Source organism: Bradyrhizobium sp. HKCCYLRH1034, from assembly GCF_051168375.1.
GTDB lineage: Bacteria > Pseudomonadota > Alphaproteobacteria > Rhizobiales > Xanthobacteraceae > Bradyrhizobium.
On the sequence record NZ_JBNPUW010000009.1, the window covers coordinates 57,426 to 83,608 of the forward strand.

The window sequence follows — 26,183 nt, forward strand, 5'->3', positions numbered from 1 at the left end:
TCATGTGGATGGTGAAGGGATGGAGTTCTGAAAGCGCGCGATGCTGAGATCGCCGATGCGCGTCTGGGTGCCGCCGTGCGCGATGAGCTCGGCCATCACCGCGCCGGCGCCGGGGCCGAGCTGGAAGCCGTGCGCCGAGAAGCCGAACTGGTGATACAGCCCGTCGTGAACGGCGCTCGGCCCGAACACCGGAATGTCGTCGCGCATGCGCGCCTCGATGCCGGCCCAGGCGCGCACGATGGTCGCGCGGCGCATCACCGCGAACAGCTCCGCGACGGTGCGCGCGCTCTCCGACAGCTTGCGCCAGTCGAGCACGGTCTCGTTGCGGTCCTGGTCGGGCGTTGCAAGATGGCCCCCGCCGATCAGCACCGTGCCGTTGGGGAACTGCTTGAACGACAGCTTGCGGCCGCGCAGGATGACGACGGGATCGATGAAGTGCGCGACGGGCGACGTGATCATCAGCATCGGCGCGATGGTCTCGACCGGCACCGGCTCGCCGCACTGTTCCGCAATGCGGCCGGCCCAGGCCCCGGCGGCATTGACAAGCACCGGCGCGGCAAAGCTCTCGGAGCCGACGTCGACATGCCAGAGCTTGCCGTCCTTGCGGATGTTCGTCGCGGCCACGCCCTCGCGAATGAGCGCGCCGAGCTGCTCCGCCTTGCGGCGGAACGCCGTCGTGGTGCGCGCGGGCTGCGCCGCGCCGTCGCGCCGCGACACCACGCCGCCCGGACAGCTCTCCGCCACCGCCGGCACAAGGCGACGCAATTCCGTACCGTCGATCAGCTCCTCATGGCTGAAGCCGCGTGCGTTGAGATCGGCGACGCGGGCGCGACAGGCGTCGAGCTCCGCGTCGTTCTCGGCGACCAGCACCTGGCCGAAGCTTTCGAAGCCGCAATCATCATCGACCAGGTCGCTGATGTTCTCCCAGATGCCCATCGAGCGGATCGACAGCGGAATCTCCGCGACGTCGCGCGCGAGCTGGCGCACGCCGCCGGCATTGACACCGGAGGCGTGACGGCCGGCATAGTCCTTCTCGATCAGCACGGGCTTGAGCCCTGCCAGGCACAGATGCAGCGCGGTGGAGCAGCCGTGAATGCCACCACCCACGATGATGGCATCCGTCTTCACCGTCATCCGCGCACCACGGCCTTGGTGGCCTCTTCGGTCTTCGGCAGGCCTGCGAGCTCCGACAGCATGATCGGCTTCACCGGCGCGCGCAGCCGGTAGTAGCCGATCTCCTGCGGGGTCTTGCCGCGCGCCTCGGCCATCAGCTCGGTGACGGTGAGGCCACACAGCCGCCCCTGGCACGGCCCCATGCCGGTGCGGCGATAGGCCTTGAGCTGGTTCGGCCCGGTGGCGCCGATCGCGACGGAGTCGAGCACGTCCTTGGCGGTGATCTCCTCGCAGCGGCATACGATGGTGTCGCCTTGCGGGATACGGAACTGCTTTGCCGGCTGGAACAGAACGTCGAGGAAGGTCCTGCCGCGCTCGGCGCGGGCCAGCTCCGCAGACCTATCGATGACCTTTGCGTGCGGGCGAAGCGCCTTGATCGCATCCCCGGCCGCCCGCCGGCCGCGCACCACGGCCGCCTGCGCACCGCCAATGCCGGCGCCATCGCCGGCAATGGCGATGCCGGGAATGGAGCTGTTACCTAGGGCATCCAGCACCGGAGTCCAGCACAGCTGCAGCTCGTTCCAGCGATGCTCGACGCCGGCAGCCATCGCGAGATTCACATTGGGGATCACGCCCTGATGCAGCAGCAGCAACTCGGCCGCCAGCGTCTCGCGCTTGCCGCCCGCTGTGGCGTAGCTGACCGCCGAGAGCTTGCCCTCGCCCTCTGCCACGAGTTCGGTCACGCCGCTGGTGACGCGCACCTTCGCGCGCACCTCGCGCATCATCGCGAGCCCCTTGCCGAAATAGGGCGAGGTCAGGAACGCGAGGGCATGAGGCAGCGCCGCGATGTAGTTGGCGCGCTGGGTGGTGTCGAGAATGCGATCGATGCGGCCGCCGAGGCGCAGGATCTGCGCCGCGAGCAGCCACAGCAGCGGCCCCTGCCCGGCCAAAATCGTCGGGCCGTCAGGCACGAGGCCGGAGGATTTCAACATCGTCTGCGCCGCGCCCGCGGTCATCACGCCGGGCAGGGTCCAGCCGGGAATCGGGAACGGACGCTCCTGCGCTCCGGTCGCGATGATGACCCGCTTGGCCTTGATGAAGGCCGAGCCGCCGGCCACCGAGACGCCGATCTCGAGATTGCGGTCGAGGCTCCACACCGTGGCGCGATGAATGATCTCCGCACCGCTGTCGCGCGCGGCTTTCACGAGCTGCTTGCCGGACCAATAGTCCGCGCCGAGCAGCGCTTCGCTCTTCAGAGGCGTCGCATCGATCGCACGCCAGACCTGGCCGCCGGGGCCGGCGTTCTCGTCGAGCAGCAGCGTCGACAGAGCGGCGCCAGCCGTCATCTCTGCAGCAGCGAGGCCCGCAGGACCGGCGCCGATCACCACGGCGTCATATTCATCATGCTTCGGCGCGGCGCTCATTTGCCGATCTCCCGCTTGCCCTTCTGGACTTCGATCTGCATGCCCTCGGCGACAGGCACGAGACAGCCTTGCCGGTTACCGACTCCATCGATGGTGACGAGGCAGTCGAAGCACACGCCCATCATGCAATAAGGCAGGCGCCTTGCGCCGCTGACCGCGGTGGCGCGCCGGACGTCGAGGCCGGAGGCGAGCAGCGCCGCCGACACGGAGTCACCCTCGCGCGCGGCAATCGGCTGGCCCCCGACATGGATCGTCACCGATCCCCTCGCATCACCCTCAGTTCGTTTGAACATCATCGTCTCCATGGCGCCTTGCGCCGTCATCCCTCAGTAGTAGCCACTGCCGCCCGCTCCCGCTTTGCTGTCGAAGCGGCTGGCTGTGAATGCACCGACCAGCTCCGGCTCGAGCGCGCCGTCCTTGACCATGCGCGCGATGTCGAAAGCGTGGTTCGCCGCGAGCGTCACGCCGGAATGGCAGCAGGCGACGAAGGCGCCCGGGTGGCTCTCCGACTGCTCGTAGATCGGGAAGCCGTCCTTCGGCATCACGCGGATGCCGGTCCAGCTCCTGACGACGTTGAGCCGCGCCAGATGCGGGAAGGTGCGCTGGGCGCGATCGGCCATGACCGCGTTGACGGAAAAGTTCTGCACGCGGTCGTCGAGCTCGTCCTCCTTGCTGTCGCCGATCATCACCGTGCCCTCGTCTGTCTGGCGGATCGTGGTCAACGGATGCGGCAGGAACGGCATCGTGCGCTCGGTCACGACGATCTGGCCGCGCGTCGGCCCCATCGGCGCCGACAGCCCGACCATCGGCGCCAGGGTCTGGTTGGCATTTCCCGCCGCGAGCACGACCTTCGCCGCGCGGATCTCGCCTTGCGCCGTCGTCAGCCTGAACTCATTGCCGTCCAGCGCGATCGCACCGACCGCACGCTCCGGCAGATAGTCGACGCCGAACTGCTTCATGCCGACGTGCAGGGCGCGGAAGGTGCGCAGCGAATTCACGTGACCGTCATAGGGGCAGAAGCTGCCGCCCGAGACCTCCGGGCCGATCAGCGGCAGCATCTTCTTCACCTCGGACGCCGGCAGCATCTCCATCTGATAGTCGGCGGCGCCGACCTGGTTGTGCATGCGCGCGACGAGCTGGGTGCGCTGCTCGTACTCGGCCTCGCCGAGGGTGAGATGAAAGCCGCCGTTCTGCTGCAGCACCACGTCGAGACCGGTCTGCGCCTTCAGCTCCTCGGCGAGCTTCGGCCACGCCTTGGAGCCGCGCACCGTCCAGCCGGTGTAGGCCGGCATGCCCAGGCCCTTGCTCTGCACCCACACCAGCGCGAAGTTGGCGCGCGAGGCACGCTTGGCGATGTCGCCCTCGTCGAGCACGGCGACGCGCTGACCGAGCCGGCCGAGCCCCCAGGCAATCGCAGAGCCGAGCAGGCCGCCGCCGACGACGGCGACGTCATAGTCTCTCATCGTAGTATCTCCTATCGTCCTGCGTCGCCGCCTTTGGCAGTGAGCACGCGGTCGAGGCCATAGACGCGATCGAGCACGATCAGGACGGTCATGGTGATGGCGATGACGCTGGCCGACACCGACGTCACCAGCGGATCGATGTTGTCCTGGATGTAGAGGAACATGCGCACCGGCAAGGTCTCGGTGCCGGGCGTCGCCAGGAACACGGTCATGGTCAGATCGTCGAACGACTGGATGAAGGCGAGCATCCAGCCGCTCACGATGCCAGGCAGGATCGCGGGCAAGGTGACGCGGCGAAACATGGTCCAGCCGTCGGCACCGAGCGAGACCGCGGCCATCTCGATCGACCGGTCCATGCCGGTCGCGGCCGCAAGCGTCAGCCGCAGCGCGAACGGAAACACCACGACGACATGGGCGATCACCAGCGCCACGAAGGTGCCGCCGATGCCGACCGACGTGAAGAAGCGCAGGAAGGCGATGCCGAGCACGACGTGCGGGATCATCAAGGGCGACAGGAACAGCGCCGACAGCGCGTCACGGCCGCGGAAGCGATAGCGGCTGATCGCCAGCGCCGCCGGCACCGCGAACAAGAGCGCCACGCACGAGGACAGCGCGCCGAGCCACAGGCTCACGCCGAAGGCGTGGACGAATTCCGGATAGTCGGCGAGCGCCCTGAACCAGCGCAGCGAGAAGCTGGTGATCGGGATCGACAGAAAACCTTCGGGCGTGAGCGCAACCCAGCACACGACGACGATCGGCGCCACCATGAAGACGACGAACACGGCATGGAAGATCAGCGCCAGAGGGCCGTTCCGGCTCATCGGAACACCTCCTGATAGCGGCGCTCGATCAGCGCGTTGGAGCCGACGACGATCAGGACGAGCGCGATCAGCAGCAGCACGGCGACCGCGGCGCCGAGCGGCCAGTTCAACGTATTGAGGAATTCGTCATAGGCGAGCGTCGCCGCGACCTTGAGCCTGCGGCCGCCGATGATCGCCGGCGTCGCGAACGCGCTGGCGGACAGCGAGAATACGATGATGGCGCCCGACAGCACGCCCGGCATGATCTGCGGCAGCACGATGCGGCGGACCACCGTCAGCGAGCTTGCCCCCAGCGACAGCGCCGCATTCTCGACCTGCGGATCGAGCCGCTGCAGCGCGGTCCACACCGCGAGCACCATGAACGGCATCATCGCATGCGCCAGCGCGATCACCATGCCGGTCTCGGTGAACATGAACCTGATTGGTGACTCGATCAGGCCTGATGTCATCAGGAGCTTGTTGGCGAGCCCGTTGTTACCGCCGAACAGGAGCGCCCAGCCGAGGGTGCGCGCAACGACCGAGATCAGCAGCGGGCCGATGATCACCAGCAGGAAGAGACCCTTCCACGGCCCCTGCATGCGGTTGAGGATATAGGCCTCCGGTACGCCGAACACCGCCGTGATCAAGGTCGCCAGCACCGCGACGCGGAAGGTGCGCCAGAACATCTCCGCGTAGTAGGGATCGTCCACGATCTCGCGCCAGTTCTTCAGGATGAAGACCGGCTCGATGCCCTTGTACTGGCCCCAATCGTGGAACGACAGCATCACGGTCATCGCCAACGGGATCACGACGACGCCCAGGAACAGCATCAAGGCCGGCAGCGCCAGCGAAAGGCCGGCGCGCGTCTCCGACGAGTTGGACGCGACGGTCGCGCTCATGCTGCAGCCTTCGCAGCGCGCAGGCTCATGTCCGAGACCTGCCAGACGAGATGCACCGCTGCGCCCTGCTCCGGCTGCGGCTGGCCGTCATTCTGCCGGATTACGATGGCGGGCCCGCATTCGGTGTCGCATTGGAACAGCCAGTGATTGCCCTGGAAGATGCGGCTCGTGATGCGCCCTGCAAGCCCGGCGTCGCCGAAGTTGATGCGCTCGGGCCGGACGCTGACGGCTACGGAGCCGGCCACGCCGGCCGGCGCCGGCGCACTCCACGATCCCGCGACCAGTCTGGCCTGCCCCCCGGTGTGGTCCACGGTCGCAGCAAACTCGTTGGTCTTGCCGAGAAACTGCGCGACGAAGGCGGAAGCCGGCTGCTCGTAGACCTGCTGCGGCGTGCCGATCTGCTCGATCCTGCCTTTGCTCATCACGACGATGCGGTCGGACAGCGACATCGCCTCGATCTGGTCATGGGTGACGAGGATGGTCGTGGTGCCGAGATCGCGCTGGATCTGGCGCAGCTCGATCTGCATGTCCTCGCGCAGGCGCGCATCGAGGTTGGACAGGGGCTCATCGAGCAGCAGCAGGCTCGGCCGGATCACCAGCGCGCGCGCGAGCGCAACGCGCTGCTGCTGGCCGCCGGACATGCGGCGGGGATGACGGTCCTCATAGCCGGCGAGGCCGACCAGCGCGAGCGCCGATCGCACGCGCTCCTCGCGTTCCTTGCGCGCGACTTTGCGCATCTCCAGGCCGAACGCGACGTTCTCGGCCGCGGTCATGTGAGGAAACAGCGCGTAGCTCTGGAACACGATGCCGAGGCCGCGCTTCGCCGGTGGCACTGCGACGAGGTCCCTGCCCTCGAGGCGGATCGCGCCGTGTGAGGGATCGAGGAAGCCCGCGATCATCTGCAACGTGGTGGTCTTGCCGCAGCCCGAGGGGCCGAGGAACGAGATGAACTCGCCCTTGGCGACGCCGAGGCTGAACTCTTCGACGGCCGCGTTGGGGCCGAAAGATTTGCCGACGCGATCGATCTCGAGGAAGGACATGCTTTGGATCCAGATGGGCGAGGAATACTGGCGCCCCGCGCACGGTGCACTTCCCTTCCCCCCTGCGGGGAAGGGAGAACACCGTCGTCAACGAGAGGCTCGCAACAAACGACCAGTCAGCGTTCGACCTCGCGATTCCAGCGCTTGGTCCATTCCTCGCGCTTTTCGTTGACCACGGTCCAATCGGGCGCATAGACCTTGGCGGCGCGTTCGCCGATCGGCGCCATCGCGCCCACGCCCTCGGGGACCACGACGGACTTCACGACCGGGCCATAGCCATATTCCTTCAGCATCGTGAGCTGGATCTTCGGATCGAGCAGCAGCTTGATGAAGCTCGAGGCCAGCGGCGAGACCGACAGCTTGGCGATCGGACACGCCGTCGTCAGCAGGCTCACGGCCCCTTCTTTCGGATAGACGAAATCGACCGGGAAGCCGGTGTTGGCAAAGCTCTGCACGCGACCGCTGCCCCACACCGCGATGACCGCCTGCCCCGATTGGAACAGCTCGGTCATCTTGCCGGGCGACGGCTCGTAGGCCAGCACGTTGGGATTGATGTCATTCTTGAAGATCTTGAAACCGGCATCGACATTGCTCTCGCTGCCGCCGTTCATCTTCGCCAGCATCAGGAGCACGTTGAGGCCGTAGGTGTTGTTGATCGGCGGAATGACGAGCAGCTGCTTGTATTTCGGATCCTTGAGATCGTTCCACGAGGTCGGCGCGGCCCAGCCTTTCTCGGCAAACACCTTCTTGTTGTACATCAGGCCGGTGGCGACGAGGCCAATGGCGATCGCCTTGTCGTCCTTGAAGCGCGCGACCTCCAGCAGATCGCCGGGCAGTCCGGTGACCTTGTCGCAGAAGCCGAGCTGGATCGCCTGGTACATCGGGCCGTCATCGACGATCGCGACGTCGATCTGCTGGTTGCCCTTCTGCGCCTGCAGCTTGGCGAGGGTGTCGGTGGAGTTGCCAGCGACGTATTCGACCTTGACGCCGTTGGCCTGCTCGAACGGCGGGATCACCTCCTCGCGGATCGTCTTCTCGAACGAGCCGCCATAGCCGGCGACATAGAGCGTCTTCTGCTGAGCCCAGACCTGCGAGGCAGAGGCCAGGACGGCGACGCCGACCGCCATCAGGAGTTTAGGGTGCTTCATCGGACCGATCTCCATCATCTTGGATACGAGACGGTATTAAAAAACCGCCCCAGGGAGATCGGCTTGCCCGATGGCATCCGCACCCCAGAAACCCGGAGCTGAAGAGCCTAAAAAACGAGCCTTCCCTCACCCTGCCAAAAAAGATCGCAGCAGAGTCTTTGATCGTCCAATGAATAATGGCACCCTATTCATACGAGAATGTTATGGATGTGAGGACGTATGGCGCGGATCAACTCGCGGCAGGTCGAAGCCTTCCGGGCGATGATGCTGAGCGGCAGTGTGACGGAAGCCGCCAAGCTGATGGCGGTGACCCAGCCGGCGGTCAGCCGGCTGCTGCGCGACCTGCAGGCGCTGCTCAAGATGGAGTTGTTCGAGCGCCGCGGCACCGGCCTGGTGCCGACCGCGGCAGCGACGGCGCTCTACATGGAGGTCGAGCGCTCCTTCGTCGGGCTCGATCGCATCACCGCGGCCGCTGAGGAGATCCGTGGCCGGCGCACCGGGACGCTGCGCATTGCCGCGCTCCCCGCGCTCGCCAATGGCTATCTGCCGCGGCTCGCAGGCCACTTCCTGCAGGAACGGCCGAACCTCAACCTCGCGTTCTTCGGCGTGATCTCGCCGATCGTGATCGACTGGGTGCTGAACGCGCAATGCGACGTCGGCTTTGCCGAGGTGCCGATCGCCCATGCCGGGCTGCCGAGCATCAAGCTGCCGGCGCTGCCGCGCGTCGCCGTTCTCCCCGCAGGCCATCCGCATTGCGCGAAGACGATCTTGGTGCCGCGCGACTTCGAGGGGGAGACCTTCATCTCGCTCTCGTCAGGCTCCACCAGCCGGCATCTGATCGATCAGATCTTCCATCGCGAGGATGTCAGGCGCGTGCTGCGGGTCGAGACGACGCTGTCGGAAATCATGTGCGGGATGGTGTCGTCGGGATTGGGCGTCTCGATTTGCGATCCGTTCACCGCGCGCGAATTCGACGGCCGGGGCGTGGTGATGCGGCCATTCACGCCGCGCATCGATTTCGAATTCGCCGCGGTGTTCCCGCCGCAGCGCAGTCCCTCGCCGGTGGCGCTGGACCTCGTCGAGTCGGTGCGACAGGCCCTGGAAGAGCTCGGCCGAGCATCGATCCCTGGAGAAACCGATGAAGGTTTGGTGGGCGAACCCAGAACCCGCTGATTGAGCGGCGTGTGATCCGGTCCTTCTGAGAGCCACCAAGGCCGACGCCATCGCCACGGACCAGAACGCGGGAATGCTTGTGATTGAGAGTCTGCCGGTTTACGGGCTCATTTCCTGCCGCGCGCCCCGAGGCTCATAGAACAAGGGACCGACAGGAATCTCCAAGAACGTCTCGTTTTGCCGCTGGATGAGCAGTGCATCCAGTCCTTGCTTCTGCGCCAGCGCCTTGCCTTGCTCCGGACCGAGAACCATGAGCGCAGTGGCCCAGGCATCGGCGTCCATGCAGCTAGCGGCAACGACTGAAACTGACGCAATTCCGTTTTCTACCGGACCGCCGCGCGATCGATCCATCGTGTGAGAGAGGCGCTTTCGCCCGATATCGACCCAGCGCCGATAGTCGCCCGACGTCGCGACCGCCGCATCACGCAATTCGATCACGCCGAGCGGACCGCGCCGTTCATAGTCAGGCGCTTCCACCGCTGCGCGCCACGAGGCTCCGTCTGCCTTGGCGCCCCGCGCTTTCAACTCTCCATCAAGCCCGACCAGCGCATTGGAGACGCCGAAGATCTCAACCACGCGCATCATCTCGTCCACGGCAAAACCCTTGGCGATGCCCGAAAGATCGAGGGCGAAGTGGCTATGTTTGCGCGCCCTTCGTCCCGGCACATCCAGTTCAAGAACAGTGTGGGTTGGTGGCATCCGCTCGCGAAGAGCCGCGCGAAGCGCTTGCGCGTCTGGCGCCGAACTGGGAGGTCCGAAACCCCAGGCATTGACGAGACTTCCGAGGCCGACGTCAAAGGCGCCGCCCGAGGCGCGTCCGATTGCAACTCCCCGCTCCAAAACCCGCATGAGTTCAATCGGCAAGGATTCCCAGGTGCCCGGCGACGCTGCATTGAGACGCATCAGGTCGCTGTCCGGCTTCCATGTGGACATCTGATGGTCGACGCAATCGACGGCGTGAGCCAATGCGGCTTCCAGCGCGGCAAGATCGGTCGACGGCGGTGCATAGAGCAGCGCCGACCAGCGCGTTCCCATGGTGGCGCCGCTCAATACATGACGGAGCAGGTCAGTAGACATCTTCAACATACCTCCCTTGGGCTTTGAGTGCGACAGGATCCAGACCGAGGGGCGCCAATACGTCCGCCACCGCCTGCATGACGTCCGCTGCCATGTCGCGCCCGCCACAGACCATGACCTGCGCTCCGTTGGCGACGAGTGCGCGCAGGCGATCGGCGTCATCGCGCAGGCGATCCTGCACATAGCCGCCGCCTTTCACGCGCGAGAAGGCAGTGGTGAGGCTCGTCAGTCGTTTCTCACCCAGCCAGCCATCGATTTCGCGCTCATAAAGAAAGTCCGAGGCAGGATCGCGCCCGCCGAAATAGAGATGCATCGGCCGGCGCCCGCCGTTGGCACGAACAAATCCTGCCAGCGGACCGATGCCGGTGCCGGCGCCGATCAGGATCACCGGTTTTCGTCCATGTGAAGGACGGAAAGCTGGGTTTGCCTTCAAGAAGGCCTCGACCCTGTCGCCCGGCTGAAGGCCGTGAAGCAGACCGGAGCAAAGTCCGCCCGGACGCTTGCGGACGCAGATTTCGACGAAGCCATCACGGGTCGAACTTGCCAACGAATAGTAGCGCGGCAAGTTGCAGTCCGGCGGCAGAATCGCGATCAAGTCGCCTGCGGCGAAGCGCGGCCAGGCATGCCCTGTGAGGCGCGCGAACATGCCGCTTCTTGGCAGCGCGAAGCGCAGCACACAGGTTGGCGCCTGCACCTCCGCGCCGTAATCGACGCGTTCGATGAGCGTCAGCGTATGAGTACGCGGCCGCTCCGGCACATGTATCAGCACAAGGTCTTCACCCATGACATCCGACAGGGCCTCGCCCCACCGTGCAAACTCTTGCCCGGACTGGCGGTCGATCGTGTCCAGCGGCATCAACGATCTCGAGCCTTTGCGCGCCAGGGCCGCTTCGACGTCGCGGGCGAATTGACAGAATTGCGGGAATTGCCGATCACCGAAGCCGAGGACTGCGACCGGAAAAGGCAGTGGCGCGGAGATCGCGTCGAGGCGTTTGAGGAACGCGCCGGCCGTCGCCGGTGCTGCGCCGTCGCCGTAGGTTGCCGTCAGCAGGAACATGCGCTGCGTCGACGGATAGGATCGTAACAAGCTGTCCATCGGAGCGACGTGAATCCTGTGCCCGTTGGCCGTCAGCGCGGCATGCAGCGTGCGGGCGAAGCCCCATGTGCTGCCGCCCTCGCTGCCGACCAGGATCACGGTGTCGGCATCTTGGGCGGGAACGTTGTCGGTGATGGGAGCGTGAGCGTGCTTCCTGCTCGACCACACCACGGCTCCGCTTAACCCGAGCAGCGGCACGCCGAGGGCGCTGACGCCGAGCAGCAATCCAAGCCACCAGAGCCCTTGCCCGGTGTGCAGCATGTAGATGAATTCGTAGATCTGCCGGGTGACCGAATTGTCCTGCCAACCCAGCAGCTCTCCACTGACCGGGTCGACGTAGCCCTCGCCTGCAGCCGTGGCTAGCTGGAAGAGATCGTTCGGATTCGCGGGGTTGGGAAACGTCAATTCACGCAGTTGGGAAAGATCGATGCCGCGCAAAGCCTGAATTTGCTCGACCGGAAGAGCTTGGCCGCGGCTTGTCACGCTCGGAAATGCGGACACCTGTGCCGTGCCGTCCGGGATCAGTCCGAACGTCGTGAGCGACAGATACAGCGCCGTCATCGCCGACAGCACGAGCCCGAAGGCCACCAGCCGACCGAGATCGGTATGCAGGCGTTGCATGCCGCCGCCGCGGGAGCAGCCGAGAATGTGCCGCCACCCTCCCATGCGCCGGGCCGTCATCTGCAGACCTGACAGCGTCAGGACAAGCATCGCGAATGCGCTCGCGCCTGCGGCCATGCGTCCGCCATCGCTCAGAAAGAACGAGCGGTGCAGGTTTGTCATCCAGCGCTCGAACGGGGAGCGCACGTAGTCCGAAACCGGCTTGCCGCTGGAAGGGTCCACCACGCTCGCGGCCGGGCCCGCTGCTCCGGAGTAGAAGGCGATGACCTTGCCGGAGGTCAGTCGCTTGATCTGCTCGACGCCAGGATATCTGTGGGCGATCCGGCCGGCGAGGTCGGCGACGCTAATGCTGTCTGGCGATATCGCACCAGCTCTTTCCCAAGCCGGGATCACCGACAGCACCGCTCCGCTCAGGACAAGCACCATCAGCGGCAGGATGACGGCAAAGGCCAGGCCCCTATGAATCCAGCGCAGCATCACACCCATCCTAAGGCTACATGTCGTAAGCGAACGAGCGGATGTAGGTGCGCCCTGCCAGCGGCCGGCCCGCGCCCGCGGATGTCAGCGGAACGACCACCTCGGACGGGCTGTCGCGCATGTCCTCGGCGGCGGCGTCGATATGCAGCTTGTAGCCCGCATCGAAGAGCGCATCCGCAAGATCGAGCGTGATTTTCAGCGTACGGCCGGCTCCGACGCTTGCGCCGGTGATGCCGTTGATATCGGCAAGGTTTCCACGAGAACTGCGCTCCCAGCCGCTGAGATGGCTGTAATATTTGGACTTGGAGCCCGCCATCCACAGCGTGCCTTTGTAAGCTCCGGTCGCGTCGGTCACGTAGAGCGCCAAATACGCGCCGTTCCCGCCGTAGTTGTTGAGCGTCGTGGTCAACGTGACGGGTCGCGCCATGGCCAGCCCGGGGGCGGTCAGCGCGGTGGTCAGGGCAAGGGCGGCAATCATCGATCTCATTTCTGTCTCCGACAGTGGCGTTTCTATCGCGCCATAACTGAATGGCGCGGCTGACGTGCTCCTGAAGGCCGATCCGATTCTGCTTCAGGTCACCGTCAGGTTGGCGCTATCTGCAAAAGCAAACGCCCCGCACGACGCGGGGCGCGCTAGAACGCGATGTCGCGTTCGCTCGATTCAGGCGATGTCCGTCGGTCGGGCCAGCCTTTTGCGTCCCAAGATGCTCGTCGCTTCCGGACCGCTATTGAACTTGGACCTTGGGGGTCGTGCCGCCCTGAATAAGTCCGTTGGGGGGCGGCGCCGTAGGCGCGGCTGCTCGTCCTGGTCCCGACTGATCGCCTCGCCGGTCTCGGTCACCTTCATCATGATCCTTGTCGTGCTCTCCGCGTTTTTGCTTCACGCGGATCACAGCCAGAGATGCAGGATCAACCTTTGCCTCGATGGCGCGACCGCCTTCGTCCTGTCCCCTGATCTCATAGCATCCATCGTCGATCTTGATTCTGCGCACGGTCCAGCCGCGCGCTTTCGCCATTTGTTCGACCGCTTCGCGCGGCTGCCATTGCGCCATGGGCGCGCTGCAATCGTCATCATCGGCCAGCGCCATGCCGGGGGTCAGCGCCCCCAGCAGAATGGCGGCAATCAACACTGTCCTGTTCACGTTCTCCTGCTCCCGCTTCAAGGCTCCTGCCTGCCTTCTTCTTGAGCCGGTTTCCTGACGTTGACCTGAAGACGCCGCGACTTTTGCTTCAGGTCAACGTCAGAATCTCCTCTATGATTATCTCTAACCTCACAGGTCGACGGGGTGCGCGGAATGACCCGATGCGGATATTGCTGATCGAAGACGACACGATTCTGGGGGCGGCAGTACGCGACCAGATTGTGTCGGATGGCCATTCCGTGGACTGGGTGACCCGCTTGGATGCGGCACGGGAATATCTTGGCACCGCGGCCTATGACCTCTTGTTCCTGGATCTCATGCTGCCGGACGGCCGCGGTATCGGACTGCTGCGCGATCGACGCGCCAAGGGAGACGTGACGCCGGTCATCATCCTAACGGCGCTTGATCAATTGTCCGACCGGATCGAAGGGCTCAACGCCGGCGCAGACGATTACATGATCAAGCCCTTCGATCTCTCGGAGCTTACGGCGCGGCTGAATGCCGTCGCTCGCCGTTATGCCGGCAATCCGAACCCGCTCATCCGAATTGGCGATCTTCAGATCGACCTGGCCGCTCGGTCGATGACGCGTGCAGGAAAGAGCATCGCCCTGACAGCGCGGGAATGGGTGCTGCTCGAGGCTTTCTTACAGCGTCCACGGCAGGTCTTGTCCAAATCGCTGCTCGAGGAACGGCTCTATTCCTTCGGCGAGGAGATCGAGAGCAACACCATCGAGGTCCATGTCAGCCGGCTTCGCAAGAAGCTCGGACACGCCGTCATTGAGACCGTGCGAGGTCTCGGCTATCGGCTGGGAACCGCCTCATGAAAGGCCCGCGTAGTCTGCAGTGGCAGATCTCGCTGTGGCTCGGGCTCGGCGTCGCACTCCTTTGGATCGTTGCAGCCGTCGTGACCGGCCAAAGGCTGCGTCACGAAATGAACGAAGTATTCGATAGCGCGCTCGAGGAAACGGCTCAGCGGATTCTTCCACTTGCGGTGCTCGAGATCCTCGGCCGTGAGGCAGACGGCACGTCTCAGCGTATCGCTACGCTGAGGCAGCACGACGAGTACTTCACTTATGTGGTCCGTGACGAGCGCGGCACCGTACTGCTGCGCTCGCACGGCGCCGACGACGCGATCTTTCCTCCTTTCTCCAGAATGGGGTTTGTCGACACCCCGACCCATCGAATCTACTTCGACACCGCAGTGCGAGGCACGATGACGATCGCGGTGGCGGAGCTGCTGACACATCGCCGCGAGGTCGCGAACCAGGCGCTCCTCGGGCTTGCCTGGCCGTTGGGATTGCTCATTCCCCTCAGTCTTCTCGCCGTATGGGGCGTCGTGCGCGTTTCGATGACCCCGGTCAGGCGCCTACGAAGCGACATTGAAGCGCGCGGCACCGGCGATCTGTCGTCGGTTCCAGCCGCGGGACTGCCCTCCGAGATCGGACCGATCGCCGACGCCGTGAACGGCCTCCTGGAGAAGCTTCGACGCGCGCTGGAAGCTGAGCGAAGTTTCACGGCCAATTCCGCGCACGAACTACGGACACCGGTGGCTGCCGCGCTCGCGCAGACGCAACGGCTCATCGCCGAGACCAGGGACACCGCGGCCCGAACCCGGGCCCAGCAGATCGAGGTGGCGCTGCGGCGGCTTTCGCAACTGTCTGAAAAGTTGATGCAGCTCGCGAAGGCGGAAGGTGGACGGCTTCAGGGCAAGGGGACGACGGATATCGCATCGGTTTTGAAACTGGTCGTCGGGGAGATGATGCGCGATCCGGCTGCGGCCGGTCGGCTCGCCGTCAACATTCCTGCTACGCCGGTCCTTTTCGATATCGATACAGATGCCTTTGCCATTCTAGCGCGCAACCTCATCGAGAACGGCCTCAAGCACGGAGCGCCCCACGCGCCAGTCGTTGTAGCTCTTTCCAACACTGGCGTGCTGACCGTTACAAATGAGGGAACAGCCGTTCCGCCGGAGTTGCTGGAACGCTTGTCTCGTCCGTTCGAGCGTGGCAGCACCGATGCCGACGGCTCGGGATTGGGCCTCGCCATTGCAAAAGCCATCGCCTCCGGAGTTGGTGCCGAGCTTGTCCTGACATCCCCTTTGCCTGGAGCGCAGGGCGGGTTCCAGGCGAGGTTTTCCGCGCCGTGAGTTCGTGGGCGGCTCGTCCATGATTTTTCGAGGAATTGGGAGCAGATTGGGATGTGGCAATTGGGGCCAATCAGCAGGCCGGCGGCGAATCACGCGCGCGTGGCGGCCAGCTCTTCGAGAAGCGCTACGATAGCTGTCAGGCTTCGGCTCGGCGGCGTCATCTGATTGGCCACCTCGCGCGCGCGAGTGGCGCATTCTGGCTCCAAGACGGTCCACAGGTCATGGCGAAGGGTCGCTTGTGTCGTTGCGGAAAAACGACGCGAGGTGCCGACACCCAGGCGTCTGATCCGTGTCGCCCATACCGGCTGGTCGGCGCCGATCCAGAGGACAAGAGTTGGGACGTCGGAGCGAACGCTCGCGGCCATGGTGCCTGAGGTGCACCCCGACGGCACCAATCAACGTTCAAAGACATTGAGGCTGGACGCCACCGAAGATCGCGGCTGGCTAGCCGTACGTCCCCTGGTTCGCCTTTCAAACTATTGAGAGCAGACTGTCGAAAAACACCGTCTGAAAAACCGTTAGTTTTTCAACCTCAGACGGTGTTTCTGCATAAGTCTTTGAAAGGCTTGGTGGGCGCACTAGGGCTCGAACCTAGGACCCGCTGATTAAGAGTCAGCTGCTCTACCAACTGAGCTATGCGCCCGGATCTTGCATCCGGAGAAAGCCTTCCGCGAGAGCCGGTCGTTTAGCAAAGCGATTCCAGGATGTCCAGCGATCCCTGAGCATTTTTCGGCACTTTCGATGCAGAAAAACCGCCGGCGGGCGGCGGTTTTCCCCCAAATGAAATCAGAAGGATCGTCAAACGGCTGTCAAAGCCGCCCGGACTCGCGTTCCTCCTCGGACCAGCCCATGTGGCCCATCGGTCCCGGGCCGAAGCGATGCTCGCCGAAGCGCGGACCATCCTCCATGCCGCCCTCGCCGCGCTCCATCCAGCGGTGATGGCGCGGACCGTCCGGTCCCATCATGCGCCCCATCGGCCGGGTCAGCATCGACAGCCGGCGCTTCTGGCCGTCGTCGAGCGTCTTGTAGAGCGGGTCAGCGGCGTCGGCGACCTTCTTCATCGCATCCGCCGTGACCGCCATGGTGTCGGCACGCTCGCGCAGCCGCGCCACCGGATCGACATCCTTGTCCTGCGCCTCGTCGGCTGCCTTCATCCGCGCGTTGGCACGATCGAATCGCAGTTTGACGAGATCGCGCACCGCGCTCTCGACCGGCGGCCACAATTTCTCCTGGTCCGCCGTCAGCTTCAGGCCGGCATGGACGGAAGCGATGCGCGCATCGAGCATGGCGGCGCGATCTTCCGGATTCATGCGCGCATGATGCATGTGATCATGAAACCAGCCGCGCTGGGCGTAGACCGCGGTCGAGCCGGCGATGGCGAGCACGGCGACTGCGGCAATGGTGAACCTTCTCATGCCAACCTCCTTGGAAACTCGGATCAGCATGAGCCTGCCGTTCCGCGCCTTCAACTTACAGTTTGGACAGAGTGTACGACCTTACGAAGATGTAATTGCTTCAAATACCTTTCTGTTTTTGCAAATCAGTTTCAGTTTGTTGCCGCGCCTCAAAGCATCCCCAGCATGCGCGGCAACCACAGCGAGATTTCCGGCACGTAGGTGACGAGCGCGAGGAAGCCGAGCATCGTCAGCAGCCAGGGCATGACGGCGATGGTCAGTTCGGTGATGCCCATCTTGGCGATGCCGGAGGCCACGTAGAGGTTGAGCCCGACGGGCGGGTGGCACATGCCGACCTCCATGTTGACCACCATCAGGATGCCCAGATGCACCGGATGGATGCCGAGCTTGACCGCGACCGGGAACAGGATCGGCGCCATGATCAAGACGATCGAGGTCGCCTCCATCACGTTGCCGGCGAGCAGCAGGAGGATGTTGACGACCAAGAGGAACACGATCCAGTTGACGCCAGCCGCCGCCATCCAGTTGGCGATCTGCTGCGGGATGTTCTCATTGGCCATCAGGAACGAGAACAGCACGGCATTGGTGATGATGTAGAGGATCATCGCGCTCATGTTGGCCGAGCCGAGCAGCACCTTCGGCACGTCCTTCAGCGACATGTCGCGATAGACGAACACCGCGATGACGAAGGCATAGACGGCGCTGACGGCCGCGGCCTCGGTCGGCGTGAACTTGCCGGTGTAGATGCCGCCGAGCACGATCACGATCAGCAGCAGGCCCCAGACGCATTTGCGGAAGGCCGTGAAGCGCTCGGCCCAGCTCGCCCGCGGCATCCGTGGATAGTCGTTCTTCCAGGCCCGGTAGAAGGTCGTGAGGCCGAGCAGGCTCGCCAGCATCAGCCCGGGGATAACCCCGGCGATGAACAGCTGACCGACAGAGGCCGAGGAGACGCGATGACCGGCCGGATCGAGCGCGATGCTGCCGCCGGTCGCGACCGCATAGACCACCATCACGATCGAGGGCGGGATCAGGATGCCGAGCGCGCCTGACGTCGTGATGACGCCGGCGCCAAAGCGCTTGGGAAAGCCCTGCTTGACCATCGCCGGCAGCATGATCGAGCCGATCGCGATCACGGTCGCCGGCGAGGAGCCGGAGACGGCGGCGAACAGCGCACAGGCCACGACGCCGGCAAGGCCGAGGCCGCCATACCAGTGCCCGACCATCGAGGTCGCGAAGTTGATCATCCTTCGGGCGACGCCGCCATGGGTCAGGAAATTGCCGGCGAGGATGAAGAACGGGATCGCCATGATCTCGAAATTGTCGATGCCCGTGAACAGCTTCAGCGCGACCGATTCGGTCGGCACGTTCGTCATGAAGAACACGAACGACAGCACGGTGAGGCCGAGCGCGATCGAGATCGGCATGCCCGTCAGCATCAGGAAGATGAGCAGGCTGAAGATGAGGAGGCTGCTCATCGCGCGGCCTCCACGCCCGTCGTCTCGATGCCCTCGACGGCCGCATGATCATGGTGCGGCAGCTCGTCGTGGCGGAGATAGTGCCAGGCGACCTGCAGGAAGCGGAAGCACATCAGATAGGAGCCGAGCGGGATGCAGAGATAGACCAGCCAGCTCGGCAGCTCCATGTCGGGCGTCACCTGGTCGGTCTGCGACAGGCCGTAGACGAACTTGGCGCCCATCGTGCCGATGATGGAGGTGAACAGCGCTCCGCACAGCAGGCCGAACAGGATGGTCACCTTGCGCAGCGATGGCCGCATCATGTTGACGACGACGTCGACGCCGACATGGATGCCCGTGCGCACGCCGTAGGCGGCGCCGAACTTGGCCATCCACACGAACATGTAGATGCAGAGCTCCTGCGCCCAGGACAGGTCGATCGGAAACAGGATGGGATAGAGGAAGGGCACGCCGACCAGATAGCGGTGCAGCACGGCCACGAAGATGATCGAGGTCGCCGCCGCGATCAGGAATGCGATCAGGATCTCCTCGAGCCGATCGAGGATGCGCAACAAAAAGCCCAAGTCCCCTCCCCCACAATCAAAACGTCCGCGGCGCTTGGCTGCGCCGTCTGCCTTCTTGCGCGCCGAGTGCTTCGCCCCCTCGGTGCGCGGGCCATTGTCCGCGCACCGCTCGTCTCACGCCATCAGTTGGTCGAGCCGCGCGTCTCCTTCAGGAACTCGTCGATCAGCGGCTGGCCGACGCGCCCCGCGACGTCCTTGTACACCGGCATCATCGCCTTGCGCATCGCCTCGTCCTGGGCCGGCGTCAGCTTGACCAGCTCGGTCTTGCCGGACTTGCGGATCTCCTCGAGCGCGTCGTCGTTCTCCTTCGCCGACTGGTTGTTGCCGTAGGCGGTCGCTTCCTTCATCGCCTTCTCGCAGGCGGCGCGGATATCCGGCGGCAGGCCGTCCCAGAACTTCTTGTTCACGACCACGACGTAGCCGATGTAGCCGTGATTGGTCAGCGTGATGTACTTCTGCACCTCGTGCATCTTCTGGGTATAGATGTTCGAGGGCGTGTTCTCCTGGCCGTCGACGACGCCGGTCTGCAGCGCCTGGTAGACTTCGGAGAAGGCCATCACCTGCGGGATGGCGCCGAGGGTGCGGAATTGCGCGTCCAGCACCTTCGAGGACTGGATGCGGAACTTCAGACCCTTGTAGTCGGCGGGATCGACGAGCTTCTTGTTGGCGCTCATCTGCTTGAAGCCGTTGTCCCAGTAGGCGAGCCCGATCATTCCCTTGGGCTCGAGCAGCTTCAGCAGCCTGGTGCCGAGCGGGCCGTCGGTCACCTTCCGCAGGGTGGCGAGGTCGGGCAGGATGTAGGGCAGATCGAACACCTCGAATTCCTTGATGCCGATCGGGCCGAACTTGGAGTTCGAAGGCGCCAGCATCTGCACCGCGCCGAGCTGCAGCGCCTCGAGCTCTTCCTTGTCCTTGTAGAGCTGCGAGTTCGGATAGACTTCGACCTTGACCTTGCCGTCGGTGTATTTCTCGGCCAGCTCCTTGAACTTGTCGGCGGCGAGGCCCTTCGGGGTGTTCGAGGCCACCACGTGGCTGAACTTGATCACGATCGGATTGTCGGCGGCGAGGGCCGGACCGGCCAGAGCGAGCACCGCGAGCGAGGCGGCGGTGGCGATCACATGGCGAAACTTGAAGTGCAAGGTGTCCTCCCGACGTTTCGGGGGACATTGCAATGACGCCCCCGCTTTGTATGCCAAGGACATTGTTAGCGGGTCGACGGCCGGAATGCCATTGACCGTTAGCCGCAGAGGCGGGGATTCCCATGCCGCAGCGCAAAAATGGTGGTGACTGTCATTCCGGGGCAGCCGCGCAAGCGGCTGAGCCCGAAATCCGAAGGTTATTGGCGCGGGCGCAAGCCAAGCTCGGGATTCCGGGTTCGACGCTGCGCGTCGCCCCGGAATGACGAAGCAAGGTTCGGCCCCAACCGACGATCGTGAACTCAGCTCGCAGCCGCAGCCGAGGCGCCCGCGCCCTGCGCCACGTCGCGCTGGCGCTTCATGACCAGCTTGTTGAGCGCCCCCAGATAGGCCTTGGCCGAGGCCACCAGCGTATCCGGATCCGCCGCGCGCGCGGTCATCGAGCGGCCGTCCTGCGACAGCCGCACCGAGACCTCGGCCTGCGCATCGGTGCCCTCGGTCACGGCATGGACCTGGTACAATTCCAGCTTGGCCTCGTGCGGCACCAGCGACTTGATGCAGTTGAAGACGGCATCGACCGGCCCGTTGCCCTCGCTCTCCTCGATCTTGGTCACGCCGTCGACGTCGAGCTTCATGGTGGCGCGCTGCGGGCCGCGGGTGCCAGCAATCACCGACAGCGACAGCAGCTTGATGCGGTCATGGGCGCTCACCATGCCCTCGTCGATCAGCGCCTCGATGTCCTCGTCATAGATGTGCTTCTTGCGGTCGGCCAAAGCCTTGAAGCGGACGAAGGCGTCCTCGACCTGGTTGCCCGCCAGCTTGTGGCCCATCTCCTCCAGCTTGTGGATGAAGGCATGGCGGCCGGAATGCTTGCCCATCACCAGCGAGGTCTGCTTCACGCCGACCGTCTCCGGCAGCATGATCTCGTAGGTCTGCGCGTTCTTCAGCATGCCGTCCTGATGGATGCCGCTCTCATGCGCGAACGCATTGCGGCCGACGATGGCCTTGTTGTACTGCACCGGGAACGAGGTCGCGGCCGAGACCACCTTGGAGGCGTGGGTGAGCTGCGTGGTGTCGATCTTGTTCCAGTACGGCAGCTTGTCGTTGCGCACGCGCATCGCCATCACGACCTCTTCCAGGGCCGCATTGCCGGCGCGCTCGCCGATGCCGTTGATGGTGCATTCGATCTGGCGAGCGCCGGCGCGCACGCCGGCCATCGAGTTGGCGACCGCCATGCCCAAATCGTTGTGGCAATGGACCGAAAATATCGCCTTGTCGGAGTTCGGCACGCTCTCGCGCACGCGCTTGAACAGGTCGTAATACTCCTCCGGCACGGCATAGCCGACGGTATCCGGAATGTTGATGGTGGTCGCGCCGGCCCTGATCGCGGCCTCGACGCAGCGGCACAGGAAGTCGAACTCGGTACGGGTGCCGTCCTCGGACGACCATTCGACGTCGTCGGTGTGGTTGCGCGCGCGGGTCACCGAGGAGATCACCAGTTCGTAGACCTGCTGCGGGTCCATCTGCAGCTTGTACTTCATGTGCACCGGCGAGGTGGACAGGAAGGTGTGGATGCGGCCGCGCCTGGCCGGGCGGATCGCCTCGGCGCAACGGTCGATGTCCTTGGCGCCGGCGCGCGACAGGCCGCAGACCACGGCGTTCTGGGTGCGCTTGGCGATCTCGTTGACGGCCTCGAAGTCACCGTCGGAGGCGATCGGGAAGCCGGCCTCGATGATGTCGACGCCCATGCCGTCCAGCATGGCGGCGATGTTGAGCTTCTCCTCGAACGTCATGGTGGCGCCGGGGCACTGCTCGCCATCGCGCAAAGTGGTGTCGAAAATGACGACGCGGTCCTTGTCGGACTGAACGGGATTGGACATCTGCTTTCCTCGAACTTTTCGGGTGGTGCGCGTGGCTTCCAGAGGCGCTAAAGGGTGTTTCGGTGTCGAAGCAGCCCCCTGAGTGCCCAGGCGCATCCCGCCCAGCCGGCCCTCAGGGGCAGCTAAGAAGCAGAAGCTCGATCGCGCCGATCAGGTCGGCGGGCTGCAGCGCGGCGAGCGCGATCGTCCGGGCGTCTGCCCCGGCGATGGCCTCGATCTCTGCGCTGCGAATCAGCATTGCCAAACCCTTTGCGAGAACACGAAAACTGTGCGGCAAAACCGTTGACGGTTTGTTGCCGAGGTGCCCTCGACAGCGCTTTTACTGGGAATGGGAGGGTCTCGCAACGCCGAATAATGGTCAGGAGAGGTGACGTATTCGGGCAGTCCCGCGCCGCTCTCCCTATAAATCTCTCCCTATGAACAGTGTCATCCCGGGCAAGGCCGCCAACGCGCCAGCGTTGGTGAACGCCGACCCGGGATCCGTACGCCGCGGCGGATTTGGCTGGGCGAGCTGGAGCGGCCATCCTGCCTCGCAGATCTCCCTGGGGTTATGGATCCCGGATCGGCGCACGCGTGACCGCGCGCTTGTCCGGGATGACGGTGAGGGTGTGGTTGTCGGCATCTGCACCAGCACGCATTTCACGCTCCCGCGACACATCCGTGCCCGAGTTGTTCACCCGCATCGTACCCTCTTCCATCAGAGGGTGCAGGGAAGACCGGGCGTCTGCCGACACCCGCGGCCCCCGTGCGATAGAAAATGCACGGGGCAGGAACCACAGGATCGGCCAGGACATCCCGGCCTTCCCTGCGCAACGGCTTTACGGCTTACTTCGCGCTCTCCCTGGGGACCGGGCTTTCTTGCCCCCATCATCCGCACCGCTGCTTCGCGCAACGGCACGAACTTGACCTCAGCATCGGGAGGCCAGGACCACACGACTTCGCCGTCCGCAAAACGCCGGTCGTCCACCGGCGCCTCACGGCCATCGCTCCCCGCACTCCACGTATCGTGACGACGCGTACGCCCCTCTTCGATGAGGCGGGATGACGTAGAGAAGCACGTTTTCTGAAAAAAGGAAAGAGGAAATTTCGTCGAATACGAAGATCGAGCGTGTGGTACCATGACCTCATGACAAACCGCATCTTCGTCCACGGCGTGCCGGACACGCCCGCAATCTGGGGCCCGCTGATCGCGGCGCTCGGCGAGACCGTGGCAGTGCCTGCCCTGCCCGGCTTCGACGGCGATGCACCTCCGGGCTTCCCCTGCACCAAGGACGCCTACGCCGACTGGCTGGTCGCGCTGCTGGAAGCGCAGCATGCGGCGGTCGGGCCGCTCGACCTGGTCGGGCATGATTGGGGCGCGCTGCTGGTGCTGCGCGCGGCATCGCTGCGGCCGGGGCTGGTGCGCTCCTGGGCGGTCGCTGGCGGCGCACTCGATCCGGACTATCGGGGACATCGCATCGCGCGGATCTGGAATACGCCCGTGCTCGGCGAGATATTCATGGCGGTGTCGTCGCAAGCTGCCATGGCACGGATGTTCCGGCAGAGCGGATTGCCATCGGAGCTGGCGGCGCGCGAAGCCACGGCATGGCAGGCTCCGATGCGCCGGGCGATCCTCGCGCTGTATCGCTCCGCCGACGGTCTGTGCTTCAAGGGCGACTGGATCGCGCGGCTCGAACAGCTGCCGCGGCGTGGACTGGTGATCTCGGGCACACAGGATCCGTTCGTGCCGCTCGACACGCTCAGCCGGTTCGCGCAAGCGCACGGCGCGCGGCTTCATGTCGAGCCGGACGCCGGCCACTGGAGCATCGTCGAGCGGCCGCAGAGCATCGCGGCCGCGCTGCGGGCGTATTGGGCGGAATGAGCACCAGTCCTATTGCGACAGGGCTGAGACCAGCGCATCGCCGATTACATTGGCAATCTCCTGCTCGTGGCCGGGGTATGCGCGAAACACGTATTGTTGCCCGAGGAGTTGAGTTTGCTTCTCGACGTCCCAAATCCGAAGCGAGACTTTGTGACGGCCATCGCTGAGGAGCGCGGCATTGCCGACCAGCACGAGATCAAAGTGCAGATCTCGCGATTTCTCGAATTGCGGCAGCAGAATATCCGGATGACCTGGGCTTGCCATCGGGACAGGCTCTTCGACGACCCGGAGCGACGGCATTGCGTGGAATCGCGCGCGTAGCGCGCTCGTCAGAAGGGCGGCATCATCTCCCGCCTCAGGCGTCATCGCATGCAGCTCGGGCACCGCGATCACGCGTTCGCCTTCGGCCGAAGCAGGTCGCGCCAGGACCGTGAGCAGAGCCGCGACGGCAAATGCAACACCAAGAAAAACGTCATGAAAACGTCGAAGTATGCCGGCCTGCATGGTCACTTCAATCCTCATCTCAATCTACGCCCGAGCAATGGGCCGGCTCTTCGACGTGCGCGCCGGCTATCACACAATCTTTGATGGATTGCGGTCCTCTGATACCATAACCTGAAAGTCGCTCATCGGAGACATTCGACATGGCGCGTCTCAAGACCGGACTTTGGTTGTTCTCAGCGCTGCTGGTGGCCCGGCTCTTCTCCAGCGCAGCCTTCGCCGAGGACTTGAGCCTCGCCCGCTTTCCTCAATCCGACTGGGCGACCGCCACGCCTGAGGACGAAGGGATGGATTCGGCGGCCCTCGCAAAACTCGTCGCTTCCGGTAAGGCGATGAGGTTCGACAGCCTGCTGATCGCGCGCCACGGCCGGGTCGTGCTCGATGCGTCCTATGCACCGTACAACGCCGACGAGCCGCACATCATCAATTCCGCGACCAAAGCCGTGGTCTCGACGCTGATTGCGATGCTGCTCAAGGACGGCGTGCTCGACAGTCTCGATCATCCGGTGCTCGACTTCTTCAAGGACCGCAAGATCGACAATGTCGACGCGCGCAAGCAGGCGCTCACGGTGCAGCACCTGCTCAACATGACCTCCGGGTTCGACTGGGACGAGGGTTATAGCGGCGGCGCCGAGACATCCCTCTACGAGATGGGCCGGAGTCCGGATTGGGTGCAGTACATCCTCGACAGGCCGATGGCGCAAGCGCCCGGCGAGACGTTCTACTACAACAGCGGCAACTCGCATCTGCTCTCCGCGATCGTCACGAAGCTCACCGGCAAGAGCGCGGAGGACTTCGCCAAGGAGAGGCTGTTTGGGCCGCTCGGGATCACCGAGCACACCTGGTTCAAGGATGCCCAGGGAATTTCCGCCGGCGGTTTCGGGCTGGCGCTGAAGCCGCGCGACATGGCGAAGATCGGCTACCTCTATCTGCGGCGCGGCCGCTGGGGCGAGCAGCAATTGCTGCCGCCGGACTGGATCGAAGCCGTCAACCACGCCACCGTCAGCATGAATGCGAAGTTCGATCCGGGGCTCTCCTACGCCGATCAGTTCTGGGCCCTGCCGGACAAACACGTATTCATGGCGGTCGGCTACCACTGCCAGGTCATCATGGTGCTGCCCGACCGCGACATCGTGGCGGTGATGACCGCGCGCGAGTTCTGTCCATTCCGCAAGCTCGCCAACACCATTTCGGCGACTGTGACATCTGACAGCGCCCTGCCTGCGGCGCCGGAAGCGGCAGCCGCGCTCGCCGCTGATGTCCGCGAGGTCGCGACGGAAACGCGAGGCCCGGTCGGAGCCGTGCCGGAGATGGCGGCTTCCATCTCGGGCAAGACCTACAGCTTCCCGCCCGGCCCGCTCGGCATCAACACGATCAAGCTGGACCTCACGGGACCGGAACCGCAGGTCACCTGGGACATCCCCTCGCGGGACCGCGCCGGAGGCACGGTGCATCTGCAGAGCCCGATCGGCCTCGATGGCCTCTATCGCAAGACCGCGCCGCCCCATCCCTGGCAGCCCTTCACCTACCGGGCCATGAAGGGCAGCTGGATCGACGCCACGACCTTCGTGATCGACGCCCAGTTCATTGGCCAGGGCGAGGAGCGCAATTGGCGGCTCAGCTTCGACGGCGACAAGGTGACGTTCCGAACGAAGGGCCGCTACGGCAAGGACGTAGTGGTCGAGGGTCATGCGGCGCCATGAGTCCTCGGCGGCTCTGCGCAGCCTGACGAA

25 protein-coding genes and 1 tRNA gene are annotated in these 26,183 nt (G+C 64.6%); 5 read left to right on the plus strand and 21 right to left on the minus strand.

What is annotated here, in order from left to right; all coding sequences use genetic code 11:
• The 8 genes from ACQR0W_RS21810 to ACQR0W_RS21845 form a co-directional block, all read right to left on the minus strand.
• Positions 1-1,134, minus strand: a complete 1,134-nt coding sequence (locus ACQR0W_RS21810) for an NAD(P)/FAD-dependent oxidoreductase (RefSeq protein WP_316187022.1) — start codon at positions 1,132-1,134, stop codon at positions 1-3.
• The gene (locus ACQR0W_RS21815) at positions 1,131-2,537 is read right to left on the minus strand and encodes an NAD(P)/FAD-dependent oxidoreductase (protein ID WP_316187023.1); all 1,407 of its coding nucleotides are present in this window, start codon (positions 2,535-2,537) and stop codon (positions 1,131-1,133) included. The genes ACQR0W_RS21810 and ACQR0W_RS21815 overlap by 4 nt, the downstream gene beginning before the upstream one ends.
• Complete coding sequence (locus ACQR0W_RS21820) at positions 2,534-2,830, minus strand: (2Fe-2S)-binding protein (protein ID WP_315752789.1); 297 nt, start codon at positions 2,828-2,830, stop codon at positions 2,534-2,536. Before ACQR0W_RS21820 ends, ACQR0W_RS21815 begins: the two co-directional genes overlap by 4 nt.
• A 33-nt stretch (positions 2,831-2,863) precedes the next feature.
• On the minus strand, positions 2,864-4,000 hold the full coding sequence (locus ACQR0W_RS21825) for an NAD(P)/FAD-dependent oxidoreductase (protein ID WP_316187024.1): 1,137 nt from the start codon (positions 3,998-4,000) through the stop codon (positions 2,864-2,866).
• A gap of 11 nt (positions 4,001-4,011) precedes the next feature.
• Positions 4,012-4,821, minus strand: coding sequence for an ABC transporter permease (locus ACQR0W_RS21830; protein ID WP_316187025.1), 810 nt, complete (start codon positions 4,819-4,821; stop codon positions 4,012-4,014).
• Positions 4,818-5,699 (minus strand): ABC transporter permease, encoded by an 882-nt coding sequence (locus ACQR0W_RS21835; protein WP_315752784.1) that lies wholly within the window; start codon positions 5,697-5,699, stop codon positions 4,818-4,820. Before ACQR0W_RS21835 ends, ACQR0W_RS21830 begins: the two co-directional genes overlap by 4 nt.
• The gene (locus ACQR0W_RS21840; RefSeq protein WP_316166023.1) at positions 5,696-6,739 is read right to left on the minus strand and encodes an ABC transporter ATP-binding protein; all 1,044 of its coding nucleotides are present in this window, start codon (positions 6,737-6,739) and stop codon (positions 5,696-5,698) included. The genes ACQR0W_RS21835 and ACQR0W_RS21840 overlap by 4 nt, the downstream gene beginning before the upstream one ends.
• A 116-nt stretch (positions 6,740-6,855) precedes the next feature.
• Positions 6,856-7,887 (minus strand): ABC transporter substrate-binding protein, encoded by a 1,032-nt coding sequence (locus ACQR0W_RS21845; protein ID WP_316235146.1) that lies wholly within the window; start codon positions 7,885-7,887, stop codon positions 6,856-6,858.
• Between the two features lie 219 nt (positions 7,888-8,106).
• Between ACQR0W_RS21845 and ACQR0W_RS21850 the strand changes: the two genes are divergently transcribed.
• Positions 8,107-9,060 (plus strand): LysR substrate-binding domain-containing protein, encoded by a 954-nt coding sequence (locus ACQR0W_RS21850; protein WP_316174198.1) that lies wholly within the window; start codon positions 8,107-8,109, stop codon positions 9,058-9,060.
• A gap of 99 nt (positions 9,061-9,159) precedes the next feature.
• Here ACQR0W_RS21850 and ACQR0W_RS21855 read toward each other — a convergent pair whose 3' ends face one another.
• The 4 genes from ACQR0W_RS21855 to ACQR0W_RS21870 form a co-directional block, all read right to left on the minus strand.
• Positions 9,160-10,146, minus strand: coding sequence for an FAD:protein FMN transferase (locus ACQR0W_RS21855; protein ID WP_316169770.1), 987 nt, complete (start codon positions 10,144-10,146; stop codon positions 9,160-9,162).
• Positions 10,127-12,331: a PepSY domain-containing protein gene (locus ACQR0W_RS21860; protein ID WP_316169771.1), complete on the minus strand. Its 2,205-nt coding sequence runs from the start codon at positions 12,329-12,331 to the stop codon at positions 10,127-10,129. The genes ACQR0W_RS21855 and ACQR0W_RS21860 overlap by 20 nt, the downstream gene beginning before the upstream one ends.
• 16 nt (positions 12,332-12,347) lie before the next feature.
• Positions 12,348-12,818: a DUF2271 domain-containing protein gene (locus tag ACQR0W_RS21865; RefSeq protein WP_315752777.1), complete on the minus strand. Its 471-nt coding sequence runs from the start codon at positions 12,816-12,818 to the stop codon at positions 12,348-12,350.
• A gap of 238 nt (positions 12,819-13,056) precedes the next feature.
• Entirely contained in the window at positions 13,057-13,494 is a 438-nt protein-coding gene (locus ACQR0W_RS21870) for a PepSY domain-containing protein (protein WP_316194980.1), read from the minus strand.
• A gap of 140 nt (positions 13,495-13,634) precedes the next feature.
• Here ACQR0W_RS21870 and ACQR0W_RS21875 point away from each other — a divergent pair, with 140 nt between their 5' ends.
• Both ACQR0W_RS21875 and ACQR0W_RS21880 read left to right on the plus strand, forming a co-directional pair.
• Positions 13,635-14,297 carry a response regulator transcription factor gene (locus ACQR0W_RS21875; RefSeq protein WP_316169773.1) on the plus strand — a complete coding sequence of 221 codons (663 nt, stop codon included), beginning with the start codon at positions 13,635-13,637 and terminating at the stop codon, positions 14,295-14,297.
• Entirely contained in the window at positions 14,294-15,619 is a 1,326-nt protein-coding gene (locus tag ACQR0W_RS21880) for an ATP-binding protein (RefSeq protein WP_315752775.1), read from the plus strand. Before ACQR0W_RS21875 ends, ACQR0W_RS21880 begins: the two co-directional genes overlap by 4 nt.
• A 567-nt stretch (positions 15,620-16,186) precedes the next feature.
• Here ACQR0W_RS21880 and ACQR0W_RS21885 read toward each other — a convergent pair.
• The 8 genes from ACQR0W_RS21885 to ACQR0W_RS21920 all read right to left on the minus strand — a co-directional run bounded on the left by ACQR0W_RS21885 (position 16,187) and on the right by ACQR0W_RS21920 (position 22,882).
• A tRNA-Lys gene (locus tag ACQR0W_RS21885) sits at positions 16,187-16,262 on the minus strand.
• A gap of 166 nt (positions 16,263-16,428) precedes the next feature.
• Positions 16,429-17,034 (minus strand): Spy/CpxP family protein refolding chaperone, encoded by a 606-nt coding sequence (locus tag ACQR0W_RS21890; RefSeq protein ID WP_316169774.1) that lies wholly within the window; start codon positions 17,032-17,034, stop codon positions 16,429-16,431.
• Positions 17,035-17,183: 149 nt separating this feature from the next.
• Entirely contained in the window at positions 17,184-18,509 is a 1,326-nt protein-coding gene (locus ACQR0W_RS21895) for a TRAP transporter large permease (protein ID WP_315769041.1), read from the minus strand.
• A complete protein-coding gene (locus ACQR0W_RS21900; protein WP_315713280.1) occupies positions 18,506-19,072 on the minus strand; it encodes a TRAP transporter small permease in 567 nt (188 codons plus the stop codon). The genes ACQR0W_RS21895 and ACQR0W_RS21900 overlap by 4 nt, the downstream gene beginning before the upstream one ends.
• Positions 19,073-19,194: 122 nt before the next feature.
• Positions 19,195-20,211, minus strand: a complete 1,017-nt coding sequence (locus tag ACQR0W_RS21905; RefSeq protein ID WP_315713282.1) for a TRAP transporter substrate-binding protein — start codon at positions 20,209-20,211, stop codon at positions 19,195-19,197.
• Between the two features lie 299 nt (positions 20,212-20,510).
• Positions 20,511-22,088 (minus strand): 2-isopropylmalate synthase, encoded by a 1,578-nt coding sequence (locus ACQR0W_RS21910; RefSeq protein ID WP_316187029.1) that lies wholly within the window; start codon positions 22,086-22,088, stop codon positions 20,511-20,513.
• A gap of 112 nt (positions 22,089-22,200) precedes the next feature.
• Positions 22,201-22,326, minus strand: coding sequence for a hypothetical protein (locus tag ACQR0W_RS21915; protein ID WP_284423887.1), 126 nt, complete (start codon positions 22,324-22,326; stop codon positions 22,201-22,203).
• A gap of 310 nt (positions 22,327-22,636) precedes the next feature.
• Positions 22,637-22,882, minus strand: a complete 246-nt coding sequence (locus tag ACQR0W_RS21920; RefSeq protein ID WP_315752770.1) for a hypothetical protein — start codon at positions 22,880-22,882, stop codon at positions 22,637-22,639.
• Between the two features lie 332 nt (positions 22,883-23,214).
• On the opposite strand from ACQR0W_RS21920, the gene ACQR0W_RS21925 reads away from it, so the two are divergent.
• Complete coding sequence (locus ACQR0W_RS21925; RefSeq protein ID WP_316174205.1) at positions 23,215-23,949, plus strand: alpha/beta fold hydrolase; 735 nt, start codon at positions 23,215-23,217, stop codon at positions 23,947-23,949.
• Between the two features lie 9 nt (positions 23,950-23,958).
• Here the strand turns inward: ACQR0W_RS21925 and ACQR0W_RS21930 are convergent, their stop codons facing one another.
• Positions 23,959-24,459 (minus strand): hypothetical protein, encoded by a 501-nt coding sequence (locus tag ACQR0W_RS21930; RefSeq protein WP_409999194.1) that lies wholly within the window; start codon positions 24,457-24,459, stop codon positions 23,959-23,961.
• A gap of 134 nt (positions 24,460-24,593) precedes the next feature.
• Here ACQR0W_RS21930 and ACQR0W_RS21935 point away from each other — a divergent pair, with 134 nt between their 5' ends.
• A complete protein-coding gene (locus tag ACQR0W_RS21935; RefSeq protein ID WP_316174207.1) occupies positions 24,594-26,153 on the plus strand; it encodes a serine hydrolase domain-containing protein in 1,560 nt (519 codons plus the stop codon).
• Positions 26,154-26,183 lie beyond the last annotated feature (30 nt).